This window comes from Streptomyces sp. NPDC039430, assembly GCF_055639435.1.
Window position 1 is genome coordinate 28,050 of sequence record NZ_JBVKAK010000023.1, and the last position, 20,323, is coordinate 48,372.

Here is a 20,323-nt window from a genome sequence, read left to right on the forward strand (position 1 = left end):
ATGGACAACGAACAGAAGCTCCGGGACTACCTCAAGCTTGCGACCGCCGATCTCCGACGGACGCGGCAGCGGGTCAGCGAACTGGAGACGGCGGCCCAGGAGCCGATCGCCATCATCGGAATGACCTGCCGCTACCCCGGCGGTGTCAGCAGCCCGGAAGACCTCTGGCGGCTGGTCGAGGCCGGTGAGAACGGCATCACGGCGTTCCCCGCCGACCGCGGCTGGGACGCCGAGGCGCTCGCCTCGTCCAGCACCTCGTCCGGCGGATTCCTCCACGACGCCCCCGACTTCGACGCCGACTTCTTCGGCATCTCGCCGCGCGAGGCCGTGGCGATGGACCCGCAGCAGCGCGTCGCGCTGGAGTCCGCCTGGGAGGCGTTCGAACGCGCGGGCATCGACCCGACCTCGGTCAAGGGCAGCCAGACCGGGGTGTTCATGGGCGCGATGGCCCAGGACTACCGGGTCGGCCCCGCCGACGGCGCCGAGGGGTTCCAGCTCACCGGCAACACCGGCAGTGTCCTGTCCGGACGCATCTCCTACACCTTCGGCACGGTCGGCCCCGCGGTCACCGTGGACACCGCCTGCTCCTCCTCGCTCGTCGCCGTCCATCTCGCCACCCAGGCGCTGCGCACCGGGGAGTGCGCCCTCGCGCTCGCCGGCGGCGTCACCGTCATGTCGAGCCCCGGCACCTTCATCGAGATGGGCCGTCAGGGCGGCCTCTCCGCGGACGGCCGCTGCCGCTCCTTCGGAGACACCGCCGACGGCACCGGCTGGGCCGAGGGCGTCGGCATCCTCGTCCTGGAACGGCTCTCCGACGCCCGCCGCAACGGCCACGAGATCCTCGCCGTGGTACGCGGCACCGCCGTCAACCAGGACGGCGCCTCCAACGGACTGACGGCCCCCAACGGCCCCTCCCAGCAGGAGGTCATCCAGCAGGCCCTGATCAACTCCCGGCTGTCGGCCGCCGAGATCGACGCCGTCGAGGCACACGGCACCGGCACCACGCTCGGTGACCCGGTCGAGGCCCAGGCGCTGCTCGCCACCTACGGCCAGGGCCGCGACGAGAACCGGCCGCTGCTGCTGGGCTCCGTCAAGTCGAACATCAGCCACACGCAGGCCGCCGCCGGGGTCGCCGGTGTCATCAAGATGGTCATGGCGATGCGCCATGGAGTGCTCCCGCGGACCCTGCTGGCCGACGAGCCCTCGTCCCATGTCGACTGGTCGCGGGGCGCGGTCCGCGTCCTCACCGAGAACGCCCCCTGGCCCGGGACCGGCGCGCCCCGGCGCGCGGGTGTCTCCTCGTTCGGCATCAGCGGCACCAACGCGCACACCATCATCGAGGAGGCCCCGGCCGCGCCCGGTCCCGAAGGTGACGCCGACGCTGCCGACGCCCCCGGGGACGGCGCCGGCATCGAGCCGGGCACCGTACCGCTGCTGGTCTCCGGACGGACCCGTGAGGCGCTGCGCGCCCAGGCCGCGGGGCTGCTGGCCGCGCTGGAGGCCGACCCCGCCGCGACCGTACTCGACACCGCCTGCTCACTGGCCACCACCCGCGCCGGCTTCGAGCACCGCGCCGTGCTCATGGCCGCCGACCGCGACGGCGCGCTCGCCGCGCTGACAGCGCTGGCCGGGGACGAGGAGACGGCGGGCCAGGTGCGGGGCGCTGTCCAGGGCGCTGTCCAGAGTGACGGGAAGCTGGCGTTCCTCTTCACCGGCCAGGGCTCCCAGCGCCTCGGCGCGGGCCGGGAACTCCACGCCAGGTTCCCGGTGTTCGCCCAGGCGCTGGACGCCGCCTTCGCCGCGCTCGACCCGCTGCTCGGCCGGCCGCTGCGTGACGTGCTCTGGGGCGAGGACCCCGACGCGCTGAACCGCACCGAGTACGCGCAGCCCGCGCTGTTCGCCGTCGAGGTCGCCCTCTACCGCCTGGTCGAGTCCTGGGGCGTCAAGCCCGACTATCTGACCGGGCATTCGATCGGCGAGATCACCGCCGCCCATGTCGCCGGAGTGCTGTCGCTGAGCGACGCGGCGGCCCTGGTCGCCGCCCGCGGCCGGCTGATGCAGGCGCTGCCCGAGGGCGGCGCGATGATCGCCGTACAGGCCACCGAGGACGAGGTCGCCCCGCTGCTGGCCGGCCACGAGGACGCGGTGTCGGTCGCCGCGGTCAACGGCCCCTCCGCGCTCGTCCTCGCCGGTGAGGAGAGCGCGGTCGCCGCGGTCGCCGCCCGGCTGGCGGACGAGGGACGCAAGACCAAGCGGCTGACGGTCTCGCACGCCTTCCACTCGCCGCTCATGGAGCCGATGCTCGACGAGTTCCGCGCCGTGGTGGCCGGTCTGTCGCTCCAGGCACCGCTGCTGCCGTTCGTCTCCAACGTCACCGGTGAGCCCGCCACGGTCGCGCAGGTCACCTCCGCCGACTACTGGGTGGACCATGTGCGCCGGGCCGTACGGTTCGCCGACGGCGTCGGCTGGCTCGCCGGCCACGGCGTCACCACGTTCCTCGAACTCGGCCCCGACAGCGTCCTGTCCGCGATGGCCGAGGACTGCCTCGACGCGACGGACACCGAGGGCCACGCCGCGCTGCCCGCGCTGCGGGCCGGCCGCCCCGAGACCGACACCCTCACCACCGCCCTGGCCGGACTGTACGTACGCGGTGTCACCGTCCGCTGGGCGGAGTACTTCGCGGGCACCGGCGCGCGCCGTCGCGACCTGCCGACCTACGCCTTCCAGCGCCGCAGGTACTGGCCCAGGGGCGGCGCCCAGAACCAGTCGGCCGACCTGCGGGCCGCCGGGCTCGGCGCGGCCCACCACCCGCTGCTCTCCGCCGCCGTCTCCCTCGCCGACTCCGAGGGCGTGCTCCTCACCGGCCGGCTCTCGCTCCCGTCCCACCCGTGGCTCGCCGACCACGCGATGCGCGGCACCACACTGCTGCCCGGCACCGCCTTCCTGGAACTGGCCCTCCGCGCCGGCGACGAGGTCGGCTGCGACCTGGTCGAGGAACTGACCCTGGCCGCGCCGCTGATCCTCCCCGAGCGGGCCGGTATCCAGGTCCAGCTGTGGATCGGCAACCCCGACGACTCGGGCCGCCGCACCGTCAACGTCTACTCGCGCCCCGAGGGAAGCGACGAGACGGCCTGGACGCGGCACGCCACCGGCGTACTGGCCGTCGACGAGCGGGCCGGGGAGCGGGGCGCCGGGTTCGACGCCACGGTGTGGCCCCCCGCCGGGGCCGAGCCCGTCGCCGTCGACGGCGTCTACGACCGGCCGGCCGGCGACGGCCTGGCCTACGGCCCGGTCTTCCAGGGCCTGCGGGCCGCCTGGCGGCGCGACGGCGACGTGTACGCCGAGGTCGTGCTGCCCGAGGGCGGCGAGGCCGACGCCGACGCGTTCGGTCTGCACCCGGCGCTGCTGGACGCGGCGCTGCACGCGGCGCCCTTCGCCGACCTCGGCGCGGACAGCCGCGGCGGACTGCCCTTCTCGTGGGAGGGCGTGTCGCTGCACGCGGCCGGCGCCACGGCGCTGCGCGTACGGCTCTCCCCGGCCGCCGAGGACGCGGTCTCGATCACCGTCGCCGACACCTCGGGCGAACCGGTCGTCTCCGTCGAGTCGCTGGTGCTGCGCGCGGTCGCGGAGCGGCAGTGGGGCGGCGCCGCCACGGCCGCCCGCGACGCGCTGTTCGGCCTGGACTGGGTCCCCGTACGGCAGGGCACCGACGCCCCCGGATCCGTTGCCCTGGTGGGCCCCGACCCGTTGGGACTCGCCGGGAGCGAAGCCCTGGCGGACACGGCCGGGATCCATCAGGATCTGGCGGCGCTGGCGGCGGGCGAGGAGCCGGTGCCGGCCGTCGTCCTGGTGACGGCAGGCGGTACGGCCGACGCGGACGCGGCACGCTCCGCCCACGCTCTGACCGCAGAGGTCCTGGCGTCGGCACGGGCCTGGCTCGCGGAGGAGCGGTTCGCCGGATCACGGCTGGTGTTCGTGACGCGCGGCGCGGTGGGCGGCGCCGATGTGGCGGCGGCCGCGGCGTGGGGCCTGGTTCGCTCCGCGCAGTCGGAGAACCCCGGCAGCTTCGGACTGGTCGACCTGGACCCGGCGGCGCCCGTCGCTCTCCCGCTCCGGGCGCTGGGTGGCGACGAGCCGCAACTGATCGTCAGGGACGGTGAGATCAGGGCCGGACGGCTGGTCCGCAGGGCGCTCGGCGAGACCGGGGCCGGGCCGCTCTGGGACACCGAGGGCAGTGTGCTGATCACCGGTGGCACGGGCGGTCTGGGCGCGGTCACGGCACGGCATCTGGTGGCGGAGCACGGCGTGCGCCGGCTGCTGCTGGTGAGCCGCAGGGGACTGGGCGCCGAGGGCGCGGAAGCGCTGGCGCACGAGCTGACGGAGCTGGGCGCCGAGGTCACGGTCGAGGCGTGCGACGCCGCCGACCGCGACGCGCTGGCCGGGCTGCTGGCCCGCCACCCCGTCTCCGCCGTGATCCACACGGCCGGTGTGCTGGACGACGGACTGGTCGGCTCGCTCACTCGGGAACGGCTGGACACGGTCCTGCGTCCCAAGGCGGACGCGGCCTGGCACCTGCACGAGCTGACACGCGGTCAGGACCTGACCGCGTTCGTGGTCTTCTCCTCGGTCGCCGGAGTCATCGGCAGCGCGGGACAGGGCAACTACGCGGCCGGGAACGCCTTCCTGGACGCGCTGATGGAGCGCCGCAGGTCCGAGGGCCTGCCGGGCGTGTCCCTGGCCTGGGGTCCCTGGGACCGTACCGGAGGTATGACGGGCTCCCTGGCGGAGGCCGAGGCGGAACGGCACGCGCGCTCCGGGGTGCCCGCGCTCCCCGTCGAGCAGGGCGTGGCGCTGTTCGACGCGGCGCTGACCACCGGCGAGGCCGCCGTCGTGCCCGTACGGCTGGATCTGCCGGTCCTCCGCGCCCAGGGTGACGTACCGCCGCTGCTGCGGTCGTTGATCCGCACCCGCGTCCGCCGCGCGTCGTCCGTCGCGGGATCGGGTACGGCCGGCGATCTCGTCCAGCGGCTGACCAGGCTGGAGGCGGCCGAGCGTGCCGAGCTGCTGCTCGATCTCGTACGCGGACAGGTCGCCCTCGTCCTGGGGCACGCCGGTGGCGCGGACATCGACGCCGGGCGCGCCTTCCGCGAGCTGGGCTTCGACTCGCTGACGGCGGTGGAACTGCGCAACCGGCTGAGCACCGTCACCGGACTGCGGCTGCCCGCCACCCTGGTCTTCGACTACCCGACCGTGCGCGCCCTGGCCGCCCACCTCCTCGACGAACTGCTGGGCTCCGACGCGGCGGTGGCCGGGCCGGCCGCCACGCGGACCGCCGCGGTGGCAGACGATCCGATCGTGGTCGTCGGGATGAGCTGCCGCTATCCGGGCGGGGTGGCCTCGCCGGAGGATCTGTGGCGGCTGGTCACCGAGGGCGCGGACGCCATCTCCGGCTTTCCCGCCAACCGCGGCTGGGACGTCGAGTCGCTCTACCACCCGGACCCGGACCACCCCGGTACGGCGTACACCCGCTCGGGCGGATTCCTGCACGAGGCGGGCGAGTTCGACCCGGCGTTCTTCGGGATGAGCCCCCGCGAGGCGCTCGCCACCGACTCCCAGCAGCGACTGCTGCTCGAAGCCTCCTGGGAGGCCGTGGAGCGGGCCGGCATGGACCCGACGACGCTGCGCGGCAGCGCGACCGGGGTGTTCGCCGGGGTGATGTACAGCGACTACGGCACGGTGCTGGCCAGCCCGGAGTTCGAGGGCTTCCGGGGCGGCGGCAGCTCGGCGAGCCTGGCCTCCGGCCGGGTCTCCTACACGCTGGGCCTGGAGGGCCCGGCCGTGACGGTGGACACCGCCTGCTCGTCGTCGCTCGTCGCGATGCACTGGGCCATGCAGGCGCTGCGCAGCGGCGAATGCTCGCTGGCACTGGCCGGCGGTGTGACGGTGATGTCGACCCCCTCGGTGTTCGTGGACTTCGCCCGCCAGCGCGGCCTGTCACCCGACGGCCGCTGCAAGGCGTTCTCCGACTCGGCGGACGGCGTCGGGTGGTCCGAGGGCGTCGGCATGCTGGTCCTCGAACGTCTCTCGGACGCGCGGCGCAACGGGCACGAGATCCTCGCCGTGGTCCGGGGCTCCGCCGTCAACCAGGACGGCGCGTCGAACGGCCTCACCGCCCCCAACGGCCCCTCGCAGCAGCGCGTGATCCGCCAGGCACTGGCCAGCGGCGGGCTCGCCGCCGGTGACGTCGACGTGGTCGAGGCGCACGGCACGGGCACGACGCTGGGCGACCCGATCGAGGCACAGGCCCTGCTCGCCGCGTACGGCCGGGACCGCGACCCCGGGCGTCCGCTGCTGCTGGGCTCGGTGAAGTCGAACATCGGTCATACGCAGGCCGCCGCCGGTGTCGCCGGTGTGATCAAGATGATCATGGCGATGCGGCACGGGGTGCTGCCCAGGACGCTGCACGTCGACGCCCCGTCCTCGCATGTGGACTGGTCCGAGGGAGCGGTGGAACTGCTCACCGAGCAGACCTCCTGGCCCGAGACCGGCCGCCCGCGCCGGGCCGGTGTCTCCTCGTTCGGCATCAGCGGCACCAACGTCCACACCATCATCGAACAGGCCCCGCCCACCACGCTCCCCGCGCCCACCGCCCCGCGCCGCGAGCCGGGAGCCGTCCCCTGGCTGATCTCGGGCCGGACCCGGGACGCCCTGCGCGGCCAGGCCGCCCGGCTGCTCTCCTACGTACAGGCGAGGCCCGGACTCGACCTGGTGGACGCGGCGTTCTCGCTCGCCACCACCCGTACCCGCTTCGAGCAGCGCGCCGCCGTGGTCGCGGGGGACCGTACGGCGCTGCTGCGCTCCCTCACCGCGCTGGCCACCGACCGGCCCGACGCCGGACTGATCGAGGGGGAGGCGGCGCGGCGGGGCAGGACCGCCGTGCTCTTCACCGGCCAGGGCAGCCAGCGGCCCGCCATGGGCCGTGAACTGTACGAGCGGTTCCCGGCGTTCGCCGAGGCGCTGGACGCGGTGCTCGCCGAGCTGGACCCGCTGCTCGACCGCCCGCTGCGCGAGGTGCTGTTCGCGGGCGAAGGCACGGCCGGGGCCGCGCTGCTGGACCAGACCGGCTGGACCCAGCCCGCGCTGTTCGCGTTCGAGGTCGCGCTGTTCCGTCTCGTACGGTCCTGGGGCGTCACCCCGGACTTCGTGGCCGGCCACTCGGTCGGTGAACTCGCGGCGGCCCATGTCGCGGGCGTGCTGTCGCTGGCGGACGCCTGCGCGCTGGTCGCGGCCCGCGGCCGGCTGATGCAGGCGCTGCCCGGGGGCGGCGCGATGGCCGCCGTACAGGCCGCCGAGGACGAGGTCACCCCGCTGCTGGCCGGACGCGAGGACACCGTCTCGATCGCCGCGGTCAACGGGCCCGCCTCGGTGGTCGTCTCCGGCGACGAGGACGCGGTCCTGGAGATCGCCGCCACGTTCGACGCGCGCGGGCGCAAGACCAGGCGGCTGCGGGTGAGCCATGCCTTCCACTCGCCGCGCATGGCCGGGATGCTCGACGCGTTCCGCACCGTCGCCGAGGGACTCACCTACCACGCGCCGCGCATCCCGCTGGTCTCCCATCTGACCGGCGCCCTCGCCACCGACGAGCAGCTGTGCTCGGCGGAGTACTGGGTCGCGCATGTCCGCGACGCGGTCCGCTTCGCCGACTGCGTACGCACCCTGCGCGACGCCGGCACGACCACCTTCCTGGAACTGGGCCCCGACGCACCGCTCTCCGCCATGGTCCAGGACACCCTGGGCGACACCCACGACGCCGAACTCGTCCCGCTCTGCCGCGCCGACCGCGACGAGGAGACGGCCGTCACCACCGCGCTGGCCCGGCTCCAGGTACAGGGCGTCACGGTCGACTGGGCGGCCTACTTCGCGGGCGGCGCCCGCCGCGTCGATCTGCCCACCTACGCCTTCCAGCACACGTTCTACTGGCCCGAGCTGCCCACGGCCGCCGCCGCGCCGGGCACCGACCCGGGGGACCAGCGGCTGTGGGCCGCCGTGGAGCGCGGCGACGCCGACGAGCTGGCCGCCCTCCTCGGCCTGGGCGAACAGGAACACGACTCCCTCGGCTCCCTGCTGCCCGCGCTGACCTCCTGGCGCCGCGGCACGCGGGAGAAGACCCTGCTGGACTCGCTGCGCTACCGCGTCGAATGGACGGCGCTCAGCAAGCCGGCCGCCCCGGTCCTGGACGGCACCTGGCTGCTCGTCACGAGCGACGCCGAAGGCGCTGATACGGACGGTGGAGATCTCACCGAGCAGCTGGCGGGCGCGCTCAGCGCCCACGGCGCGCGGGTACGCCGCCTCGTCCTGGACCCCTCGTGCGCCGACCGGCACGTGCTGGCCGCACGGCTCCACGCCACCGCGTCCACCGACGATTCCGACAGCACCGCCCACGTCCTCTCCCTGCTCCCGCTCGACGAGCGCCCGAGCGACGGCCACGCGCCGCTCACCCACGGCCTCACCCTGACGCTCGCGCTCGTCCAGGCACTCGACGACACCGGATCCCGGGGACGGCTGTGGACGGCCACCCGGGGCGCCGTGTCCACCGGCCCCGCCGACCCGGTCACCCGCCCCGCCCAGGCCGCCGTCTGGGGCCTCGGCAGGACCGTGGCCCTGGAGCACCCGCGGCTCTGGGGCGGATTGATCGACCTGCCCGGCACACTCGACGAGCGGGCCGCGCAGCGCCTCGCGGGCGTGCTCGCCACGAAGGACGCCCCCGACGGCGAGGACCAGGTCGCGCTGCGCGCCTCCGGCGTCTCCGGCCGCCGGCTCGTCCGGTACACCGTCGACGCGCTGCCCGCCGCCGAGGAGTTCACCGCCCGCGGCACCGTACTGGTCACCGGCGGCACCGGTGGCCTCGGCGCCGAGGCCGGCCGCTGGCTGGCCCGTTCCGGCGCCGAGAACCTCGTCCTCACCTCCCGGCGCGGCCCGGACGCCCCCGGCGCCGCCGAACTCCGCGCCGAGCTGGAGGAGCTGGGCGCGCGGGTCGAGATCGTCGCCTGCGACGCCGCCGACCGCGACGCGCTCGCCGCCGTACTCGCCGGCATCCCGGCCGAACTGCCGCTGACCGGCGTCGTCCACACCGCGGGCGTCGGCCAGTACAGCCCCCTGGCCGGGCTGACCCCCGCCGAGTTCGCCGGACTGACCTCCGCGAAGCTGGCGGGCGCCGCCCATCTCGACGCCCTGCTCGGCGACCGCGAACTCGACCTCTTCGTCCTCTTCGGCTCCATCGCCGGTGTCTGGGGCAGCGGCGGCCAGAGCGCCTACGGCGCCGCCAACGCCTATCTCGACGCCCTCGCCGAGAACCGGCGCGCCCGGGGACTGACCGCCACCTCCGTCGCCTGGGGCCCCTGGGCCGCGGCGGGCATGGCCACCGACGAGGCGGTCTCCGGCGCCCTGGAGCGCCAGGGACTCGGCTTCCTGGAGCCGGGCCCGGCCATGACCGAACTGCGCCGCGCCGTCGTCCGGCGGGACGCCACCGTCACCGTCGCCGATGTCGACTGGGAGCGGTACGCGCCGGTCTTCACCTCCGTACGCCCCAGCGCGCTGCTCTCCGGCCTGCCCGAGGTACGGGCGCTCGCGAGCGCAGCCGAACAGGACGGCGCCGGCGGCGCCCCCGAGTTCGTCACGCGCGTACGCGCCCTGGACGAGCCCGAGCAGGACCGGCTCCTCTCCGACCTCGTACGGAGCGAGGCCGCGGCGGTCCTCGGCCACAGCTCCGCCGACGGCGTCCCGGAAGGACGCGCCTTCCGCGACATCGGCTTCGACTCGCTGACCGCCGTCGAACTGCGCAAGCGGCTCTCCGGTGTCACCGGTCTCGCCCTGCCCAGCACCATGGTCTTCGACTATCCGACCCCGGTGGAGCTGGCGCGGTATCTGCGGGCCGAGATCCTCGGCTCCGTCCTGGAGGTGGCGGGCCCGGTCGCCACCGGCGCGGCCGACGACGAACCCCTCGCCATCATCGGTATGAGCTGCCGCTTCCCCGGCGGCGCGGACTCCCCGGAACAGCTCTGGGACCTGGTCACCCATGGCGTGGACGCGGTGACGGAATTCCCCGTCAACCGCGGCTGGGACGCCCAGGGGCTCTTCGACCCCGACCCCGACCGGCCGGGCAGGACCTACTCCACCCAGGGCGGATTCCTGCACGAGGCGGACGCGTTCGACCCCACGTTCTTCGGCATCTCCCCGCGCGAGGCGCTGGTGATGGACCCCCAGCAGCGGCTGCTGCTGGAGACCACCTGGGAGACCTTCGAGCGCGCCGGGATCAGCCCCGCCGAGGCGCGCGGCAGTCTGACCGGCACCTTCATCGGCTCCAGCTACCAGGACTACGGACTCGGCGCGGGCGACGGCGCCGAGGGCCATATGGTCACCGGCAGCAGCCCGAGCGTCCTGTCCGGACGCATCGCGTACGTCTTCGGGCTCGAAGGCCCCGCCGTCACCGTCGACACGGCCTGCTCGTCCTCGCTGGTCGCGCTCCACCTGGCCTGCCAGTCGCTGCGCAACGGCGAGTCCACGCTCGCCGTCGCGGGCGGCGCCACGATCATGACCACGCCCGCCCCCTTCGTCGCGTTCAGCCGGCAGCGGGCCCTCGCGCAGGACGGCCGCTGCAAGGCGTTCTCCGACGACGCGGACGGGATGACACTCGCCGAGGGCGTCGGCATCCTGCTCGTCGAGCGGCTCTCCGACGCGCGGCGCAACGGGCACCCGGTCCTCGCGGTGATCCGCGGCTCGGCGATCAACCAGGACGGCGCGTCCAACGGCCTCACCGCCCCCAACGGCCCCTCGCAGCAGCGGGTGATGCGCCAGGCGCTGGCCAACGCGCGCCTCGCCCCCTCCGACATCGACGCCCTGGAGGCGCACGGAACCGGTACGCCGCTCGGCGACCCGATCGAGGCGCAGGCGCTGCTGGCGACCTACGGCCGGGACCGCGACCCGGAGCGCTCCCTGCTGCTCGGCTCGGTCAAGTCCAACATCGGGCACACCCAGTCCGCCGCCGGGGTGGCGAGCGTCATCAAGATGGTGATGGCCCTGCGCCACGGCGTCCTGCCCAGGACGCTGCACGCCGAGAACCCGTCCTCGCACGTGGACTGGTCCACCGGCGCGGTGCGGCTGCTGCACGAGGCCGTGGCGTGGCCCGAGACGGGCCGCCCGCGCCGTGCCGCCGTCTCGTCGTTCGGTATCAGCGGCACCAACGCCCACACACTGCTGGAGCAGGCGCCCGCGGCCGACGAGCCCGAGGAGGCCGGCCCCGCGCTCCCGCCGGTGCCCGTCGCGGGCGGCGTCGTCCCGTGGGCCGTCTCGGCCAGGACCGGAGCGGCGCTGCGCGAGCAGGCGGCCCGGCTGGTCTCGTACGTCGAGAGCGCGGACCCCGCGCCGCGCCCGCTCGATCTGGGTTTCTCGCTCGTCGCGTCCCGCTCCGTCTTCGAGCACCGCGCCGTGGTGGTGCCCACCGAGGACAGCGACCCGCTGGAGGCCCTGCGCGCCGTCGCGGCCGACGGACCGTCGGCCGTGGTGGCCCGGGGCGTGGCCGATGTCGAGGGCAGGACGGTCTTCGTCTTCCCGGGACAGGGCTCGCAGTGGGCCGGAATGGGCGCCCGGCTGCTGGAGGAGTCGCCGGTCTTCGCCGAACGGATCGGTGAATGCGCCGCCGCGCTCGGTGAGTTCGTGGACTGGTCCCTCATCGATGTGCTGCGGCAGACGGAGGGCGCGCCCACGCTGGACCGCGTCGATGTCGTCCAGCCCGCCTCGTTCGCGGTCATGGTGTCGCTCGCGGCCCTCTGGCGCTCGCGGGGCGTGGAGCCCGCGGCGGTCGTGGGCCACTCGCAGGGCGAGATCGCGGCGGCCGTCGTGTCCGGCGCGCTGTCGCTGCGGGACGGCGCGCGGGTCGTGGCCCTGCGCAGCCAGGCGATCGGCCGCACCCTGGCCGGCCACGGCGGAATGATGTCCGTGGCACTGCCGGTCGACCAGTTGGAGAGCCGGCTGGAGACCTGGCACGGCCGGGTGTCGGTGGCCGCCGTCAACGGGCCGCGCTCGGTCGTCGTCTCCGGCGAACCGGACGCCCTGGACGAACTGTCGGCGGAGCTGACGGCCGAGGACGTACGGGTCCGCCGGGTCGCGGTGGACTACGCCTCCCACTCCGCGCAGGTCGAGAACCTCCGCGGCGAACTCCTCGACGCGCTCGCGCCGGTCGCCCCGCGCACCTCCGGCGTCCCGTTCTTCTCGACGATGACCGGCGACTGGCTGGACACCGCGGAGATGGACGCCGACTACTGGTTCCGCAATCTGCGCCGCCGGGTCCTCTTCGCCGACGCCGTACGCGCGCTGCTGGGCGCCGGGCACCACGCCTTCATCGAGGTCAGCTCGCATCCCGTACTGACCATGTCGGTGCAGGACATGATCGACGAGACGGCCGAACCGGCCGTCGCCACCGGCACGCTGCGCCGTGACCAGGGCGGCGTCTCCCGCTTCCTGCTCTCGGTCGCCGAGGCGTACGTACGCGGCGTCGAGGCCGACTGGGCCGGACTCTTCGCCGGTACGGACGCCCGCCGGGTCGAGCTGCCGACCTACGCCTTCCAGCACGAGAGGCTCTGGGCCGTACCGCCCGCCCCCGAGCACGCGGTCGCCGCCGACCCCGCCGACGAGGAGTTCTGGACGGCGGTCGAGCGGGAGGACCTCTCCGCGCTGACGTCCGCCCTGGGCACGGACGAGGACTCCGTGGCCGCCGTACTGCCCGCGCTGTCGTCGTGGCGCAGGTCCCGCAAGGACCGCGACACCGTCGACTCGTGGCGCTACCGGGTGTCCTGGACACCGGTGGGCACCGTCCCGCGGCGGTCGCCGGCCGGCGGCTGGCTCGTCGTCTCCGCCGCCGGGCACGACACCGGTGAGGTGGCCGACGCGCTCGCGGGCCAGGGCACCGAGGTGATCCGGCTGGTGCTGGACGAGTCCTGCGCCGACCGCGCCGTGCTCGCCGGACGGCTGTCCGGCATGGGCGAGTTCGCCGGGGTCGTCTCGACGCTCGCCGCCGCCGAGGAGCCCGGCGAGCTCAACCCCGGGCTGACGCTCGGCCTCGCGCTGACCGTCTCGCTCGTCCAGGCCCTGGGCGACGCCGGAATCGAGGCGCCGCTGTGGTTCCTCACCCGGGGCGCGGTCTCCACCGGCCGCTCCGACGACGTCACCTCGCCCGCCCAGGCGCTGGTGTCCGGCGTCGGCTGGACCGCCGCGCTGGAACACCCGCAGCGCTGGGGCGGCGTCATCGACCTGCCGGACACGCTCGACCGGCGGGCGGCCGGACGGCTCGCCTCCGTGCTCTCCGGCGCGCTCGGCGAGGAGGACCAGCTCGCCATCCGTTCCTCCGGTGTCCTCACCCGCCGTATCGTCCGCGCCGGAGCCCGTGAGCAGGAGGTCTCCCGCGACTGGACGCCGCGCGGCACCACGCTCGTCACCGGCGGCTCGGGCACCCTCGCCCCGCATCTCGCCCGCTGGCTGGCCGAACAGGGCGCCGAGCACCTGGTGCTGATGAGCCGCCGGGGCATGGACGCCCCGGGCGCCGCCGAACTGGTCGCGGAACTGGCCGCGTCGGGCACCGAAGCCACCGCCGTCGCCTGCGACGTCACCGACCGCGACGCCGTCGCCGCGCTCCTCGCGGACCTCAGGGCCCAGGGCCGTACCGTACGCACGGTCGTCCACACCGCCGCGCTCATCGAGCTGTACTCACTGGCCGAGACCACCCTCGACGCCTTCTCCCGCGTCCTGCACGCGAAGGTGACCGGCGCGCAGGTCCTGGACGAACTCCTCGACAACGACGACCTGGACGACCTGATCCTGTACTCGTCCACCGCAGGCCTGTGGGGCAGCGGAGCGCACGCCGCCTATGTGGCGGGCAACGCCTATCTCGCCGCGCTCGCCGCCCACCGGCGCGCCCGCGGTCTGCGCGCCACCTCCCTGTCCTGGGGCATCTGGGCCGACGACCTCAAGGCAGGCCGCGTCGACCCGAAGACGATCCGCGGCAGCGGACTGGAGTTCATGGACCCGCGGCTCGCGCTGACCGGACTGAAGCGGGCCCTGGACGACGACGAGACCGTCATCGCCGTCGCCCACGTCGACTGGGACACGTACTACCCCGTCTACACCTCCAGCCGCCCCACGGCACTCTTCACGGAGGTCCCCGAGGTCCGCGCGCTCACCGAGGCCGCGGAACAGACCACCGGCACCGTCGTGGAAGGCGAGTTCACGGCCAGGCTGCGCGCGCTGTCCGCCGCCGAGCAGGAACGGCTGGTGCTGGAGGTCGTCCGTACCGAAGCCATGGCCGTCCTGGGCCTCTCGTCCCCCGACGCCCTGCCCGACCAGCGCGCCTTCCGCGACGTCGGCTTCGACTCGCTCACCGCCGTCGGACTGCGCAACCGTCTCGCGTCCGTCACCGGCCTGACGCTGCCGACGACCATGGTCTTCGACTACCCGAGCCCCGCCGCGCTCGCCGGCTTCCTCCGCTCGGAACTGGCCGGCGCGCGGAGCGCCCCCGGCACGGCCGTTGGCACCGCGTCCCCCGCCGCCGCCGACGACCCGATCGCCATCGTCGGCATGAGCTGCCGCTACCCCGGCGGGGTCACCTCACCCGAGGAGCTGTGGCAGCTCGTCCTGAACGGTACGGACGCCATCTCCGGCTTCCCCGCCGACCGCGGCTGGGACGCCGAGGGACTCTACGACCCGGACCCGGACCGCTCCGGCAGGACCTACTCCGTCCAGGGCGGATTCCTGCGGGACGTCGCCGACTTCGACCCCGGCTTCTTCGGCATCTCGCCACGTGAGGCGATGTCGATGGACCCGCAGCAGCGCCTGCTGCTGGAGACGGCGTGGGAAGCCTTCGAGCACGCGGGGATCGACATCGTCGCCCAGCGCTCCAGCCTCACCGGCACCTTCATCGGCGCCAGCTACCAGGACTACGCGTCCAGCGTGGCCAACTCCGCCGAGGGCTCCGAGGGCCACATGATCACCGGCACGCTCTCCAGCGTGCTGTCGGGCCGGGTGTCCTACCTCTTCGGCTTCGAGGGACCCGCCGTCACCCTCGACACCGCCTGCTCCTCCTCGCTGGTCGCGCTGCATCTGGCCTGCCAGTCGCTGCGCAACGGCGAGAGCTCCCTCGCGCTCGCCGGCGGCGTCAGCATCATGTCCACCCCCAGCGCCTTCGTCGGTTTCAGCCGGCAGCGGGCACTCGCGGCCGACGGCCGCTGCAAGGCGTACGCCGAGGCCGCCGACGGCATGACGCTCGCCGAGGGCGTCGGGCTGGTCCTGCTGGAGCGTCTCTCCGACGCCCGGCGCAACGGCCACACCGTCCTCGCGGTCGTACGCGGCTCCGCCGTCAACCAGGACGGCGCCTCCAACGGACTCACCGCCCCCAACGGCCCCTCGCAGCAGCGCGTCATCCGCCAGGCCCTGGCCAACGCCGGACTCGCGTCCCGCGACGTCGACGTCATCGAGGGCCACGGCACCGGCACCGCGCTGGGCGACCCCATCGAGGCCCAGGCCCTGCTCACCACCTACGGACAGGACCGGGACACCGGACGGCCCCTGCTCCTCGGCTCGGTGAAGAGCAACATCGGCCACACCCAGATGGCCTCCGGCGTCGCCAGCGTGATCAAGATGGTGCACGCGCTCCAGCGGGGCGTCGTACCGAAGACCCTGCACATCGACACCCCGTCCTCGCACGTGGACTGGTCCTCCGGCGCCATCGGTCTGCTGACCGAGCGGGCCGACTGGCCCGAGACCGGCCGCCCGCGCCGCGGCGCCGTCTCCTCCTTCGGACTCAGCGGCACCAACGTGCACACCATCCTCGAACAGGCCCCGGCGGACGAGCCGGCCGAAGAGCCCGCCGGGCAGCCGGCACCCGACGGCGGGGCCCGCCACGCCACCCTGCCGCTGGTGGTCTCCGCCAGGAGCGAGGCCGCGCTGCGCGCCCAGGCGGGACGGCTGCTCTCACTGGTGGAGGAGCGCCCCGACGCGCGCCTCACCGACCTCGCCTTCTCCCTGGCCACCTCCCGGGCCGGCCTTGAGCGCCGCGCCGCCGTGGTGGCGGGGGAGCGCGACGGACTGCTGCGGGGTCTGCTGGCTCTGCGCGACGGACTGCCCGGCCCCGGCGTCATCCAGGGCGGTACGGGCCGCGGCCGTACGGCGTTCCTCTTCACCGGCCAGGGCAGCCAGCGCCCCGGCATGGGCCGGGAACTGTACGAGCGGTACCCCGTCTTCGCCGACGCGCTCGACGCCGTACTCGCACAGGTCGACGGCGCCCTGGACCGGCCGCTGCGCGAGATCCTCTTCGCCGCCGAGGACTCGCCCGAGGCGGCCCTGCTCGACCGGACCGCGTACGCGCAGCCCGCGCTCTTCGCCCTTGAGGTCGCGCTGTTCCGGCTGGCCACGTCCTGGGGCGTCACCCCGGACTACCTCGCCGGGCACTCCATCGGCGAACTCGCCGCGGCACACGTCGCCGGGGTGTTCTCGCTGGAGGACGCGTGCGCCCTGGTGGTGGCGCGCGGCCGGCTGATGCAGGCGCTGCCCGAGGGCGGCGCGATGCTCTCCGTCCGGGCCGCCGAGGACGAGGTCCTGCCACTGCTCGCCGGACGCGAGGACCAGGTGTCCGTCGCCGCCGTCAACGGCCCGGCGTCGCTCGTGATCGCGGGCGCCGAGGAGGCCGTCCTCGACATCGCCGCGACGCTCGGGGCCGACGGGCGCACGACCAGGCGCCTGCGGGTGAGCCATGCCTTCCACTCGCCGCTCATGGACGCCATGCTCGACGACTTCGCACGGGTCGCGCGGAGCGTCACGTACCACCCGCCGGTGATCCCCCTCGTCTCCAACGTCACCGGTTCGCTCGCCACCGACGACCAGCTGAGCACCCCGGAGTACTGGGTCACGCACGTGCGGCAGGCCGTCCGCTTCGCCGACGGGATCAACTGGCTCTCGGCACAGGGCGGCGTCCGCACCTTCCTGGAGACCGGCCCCGACGGCGTGCTCTGCGGCCTGGCCAGGGAGAACCTCACCGACGCGCCGCGCACCGGACTGCTGCCGCTGCTGCGGGCCGGCCGGCCCGAGGAACAGACGGTCGTCACCGCGCTGGCCGGGGCGTACGCCCACGGTGCGGACGTCGACTGGGCCGCGTACTTCGCGGACACCGGCGCACGCCGGATCGAACTGCCGACCTACGCCTTCCAGCGCGAGCGGTACTGGCCCGACACGCTCGCCGTCGCGCCTCCGGGGGAGAGCGCGGGCGGCGCGGTGGACGCCGAGTTCTGGTCGGCCGTGGAGCGCGACGACATCGGCTCGCTCGCCGCCTCGCTCGGCCTCGACGACGCGACCGTCACCGCGATGGTCCCGGCGCTCACCGCCTGGCGCCGCCGCCGCGACGAGCAGTCCGAGGCGGACGCCTGGCGCTACCGGGTCACCTGGAAACCCCGGACCGGATCCACCGCGCCGACCGCGCTCACCGGCCGCTGGCTCGTCCTCGCGCCGTCCCGTACCGAGGACGCCGAGTGGTCCGCCGAGGTCGTCCGCGCCCTCGCCACCCGGACCGTGCTGTGCGAGGTCACCGGCGCCGACCGGACCGCGCTCGCCGCACGGCTGGCCGGACTCCACGCCGAGCACGGGGAGTTCGCCGGAGTCCTGTCGCTGCTCGGCCTCGCCGGCTGCGAGAGCGTCGCCCGCACCGGCGTACCGGATTCCCTCCTCCTGACCACCGTCGCCGTACAGGCGCTCGGCGACGCCGGGATCGGCGCCCCGCTGTGGACCGTCACCCGAGGCGCGGTCTCCGTGGGCCGCTCCGAGCCGGTCGTGGGACTCGACCAGGCCGCCGTCTGGGGCCTCGGCCGTGTCATCGCGCTCGAACACCCCGACCGCTGGGGCGGCTGCGTCGACCTGCCGGAGCGGCTCGACACCCACACCGCGCGCAGGCTGCGCGGCGTCCTGGCCGGCACCGGCGGCGAGAGCGAGTCGGCCGTACGCGCCTCCGGCGTCTTCGTACGCCGGCTCGCCCACAGCCCCGCCGCGCGGACCGACGGGCGCCCCTTCGACCCGTCGGGCACCGTCCTGATCACAGGCGGCACCGGCGGGCTCGGCGGACATGTCGCCCGCGGTCTCGCCCGCGCCGGCGCCGGACACCTGCTGCTCGTCAGCCGGCGCGGCGAGGACGCCCCCGGCGCGGAGGCGCTGCGCGCCGAACTGACCGCACTCGGCGCCCGGGTCACCCTCGCCGCCTGCGACGTCGCCGACCGCGAGGCGCTGGCCGCCCTGCTCGGCTCCGTCCCCGAGGACACCCCGCTCAGCGCGGTCATCCACACGGCCGGTGTCGTGGAGGACAGCGTGGTGGACGCGCTGACCCAGGACGGCTTCAGGACCGTCCTGGACGCGAAGGTCGCCTCCGCGCGCAATCTGCACGAACTGACCGCACGGCTGCCGCTGTCCGCGTTCGTCCTCTTCTCCTCCACGGCAGGCGTCTTCGGCGCCGCGGGACAGGGCAACTACGCGGCGGCCAACGCCTATCTGGACGCCCTCGCCGAATACCGGCGCGCGCACGGACAGACCGCGCTCTCGGTCGCCTGGGGCCCCTGGGCCGGATCCGGCATGGTCGCCGACGCGGCCGGGATCGAGGCCCGCGTACGGCGCGGCGGATTCGAGCCGCTCGCCCCGGAACCCGCCGTCCGCGCCCTCCTCCGGGCCATCGAGCAGGACGACACCGCCCTCGCGCTCGTCCGCGTCGACTGGACCCGCTTCCTCCGCGCCTTCGCGGCGACCCGCCCCCTGCCGCTCGTCGGCGACCTGCCCGAGGTACGGCAGTCCGCCACCGCCCCGTCCGGCGCCACCGGCGAGCAGCCGGAGCTGCGGCAGCGGCTCGCGGAACTCCCCGAGGCGGAGCGCGGCGCATACGTACGGGACCTGCTGCGCGGCCAGGTGGCCGCCGTCCTCGGGCACTCCGACGCCGGCGCCATCGAGGACGACCGGGCCTTCCGCGACCTCGGCTTCGACTCACTGACCACACTCGAACTGCGCAACGGGCTCGCCGCCGCCACCGGGCTCAGCCTCCCCGTCTCCCTCGTCTACGACCGGCCGACCCCACGCGAGATGGCCGACTTCCTGCTCGCCGAACTCCTCGGCTCACTGCCGGAACCGGCCGCCGCCGCGCCGGTGGCGACGGGACGCCCCCTCGACGACGACCCGATCGCCGTCGTCGGCATCGGCTGCCGCTTCCCCGGCGGGGTCTCCTCGCCCGAGGAGCTGTGGCAGCTGCTCGACGAGGGCCGGGACGGCATCACCCGCTTCCCTGACGACCGGGGCTGGGACATCGAGGCCCTCGGCGCGGGCGCCTCCGACACCCTCGAAGGCGGATTCCTCACCGGGGTCGCCGACTTCGACGCCCGCTTCTTCGGCATCTCGCCGCGGGAGGCGCTGGCGATGGACCCGCAGCAGCGCCTGCTGCTGGAGGCCACCTGGGAGGCGCTGGAGCGGACCGGGATCGACCCGTCCACGCTGCGCGGCTCCACCACCGGCGTCTTCGTCGGCACCAACGGCCAGGACTACCCCCACCTGCTGCGCCGGTCCGCCTCCGACGTCCAGGGGTACGTGGCCACCGGCAACACCGCCAGTGTCATGTCCGGCCGGCTCTCCTACGCCCTCGGCCTGGAGGGCCCGGCGGTCACCATCGACACCGCCTGCTCCTCCTCGCTGGTCGCGCTGCACTGGGCGGGCAAGGCACTGAGCGCCGGTGAGTGCTCGCTGGCAGTCGCCGGCGGCGTCTCCGTGATGTCGAGCCCCGACTCCTTCGTCGAGTTCTCCACCCAGGGCGGACTGGCCCCCGACGGCCGCTGCAAGGCGTTCTCCGACTCCGCCGACGGCACCGCCTGGTCCGAGGGCGTCGGCATCCTGGTCCTGGAACGGCTCTCCGACGCCGTACGCAACGGACACGAGGTCCGCGGCATCATCCGCTCCACCGCCGTCAACCAGGACGGCGCCTCCAACGGACTCACCGCCCCCAACGGCCCCTCGCAGCAACGGGTCATCCGGCAGGCCCTCGCCGACGCCGGACTGACCGCCGCCGACATCGACGCCGTCGAGGCCCATGGCACCGGCACCACCCTGGGCGACCCGATCGAGGCCCAGGCCCTGCTGACCACCTACGGACAGGACCGGGAGCGCCCGCTGCTCCTCGGCACCGTCAAGTCCAACATCGGGCACACCCAGGCCGCCGCCGGTGCCGCGGGCGTCATCAAGATGCTGCTGGCGATGCGGCACGGCA

General features: G+C 74.7%; 1 protein-coding gene (running past one end of the window). It reads left to right on the forward strand.

All coding sequences use genetic code 11. The annotated features are described in order from the left end of the window. On the forward strand, positions 1-20,323 hold the 5' portion of the coding sequence (locus ACZ7LS_RS34285; protein WP_385135246.1) for a type I polyketide synthase. Its footprint extends 8,363 nt past the window's final position; 20,323 of the gene's 28,686 nt are visible here — the first part of the coding sequence; it begins with the start codon at positions 1-3; the stop codon falls past the right edge of the window.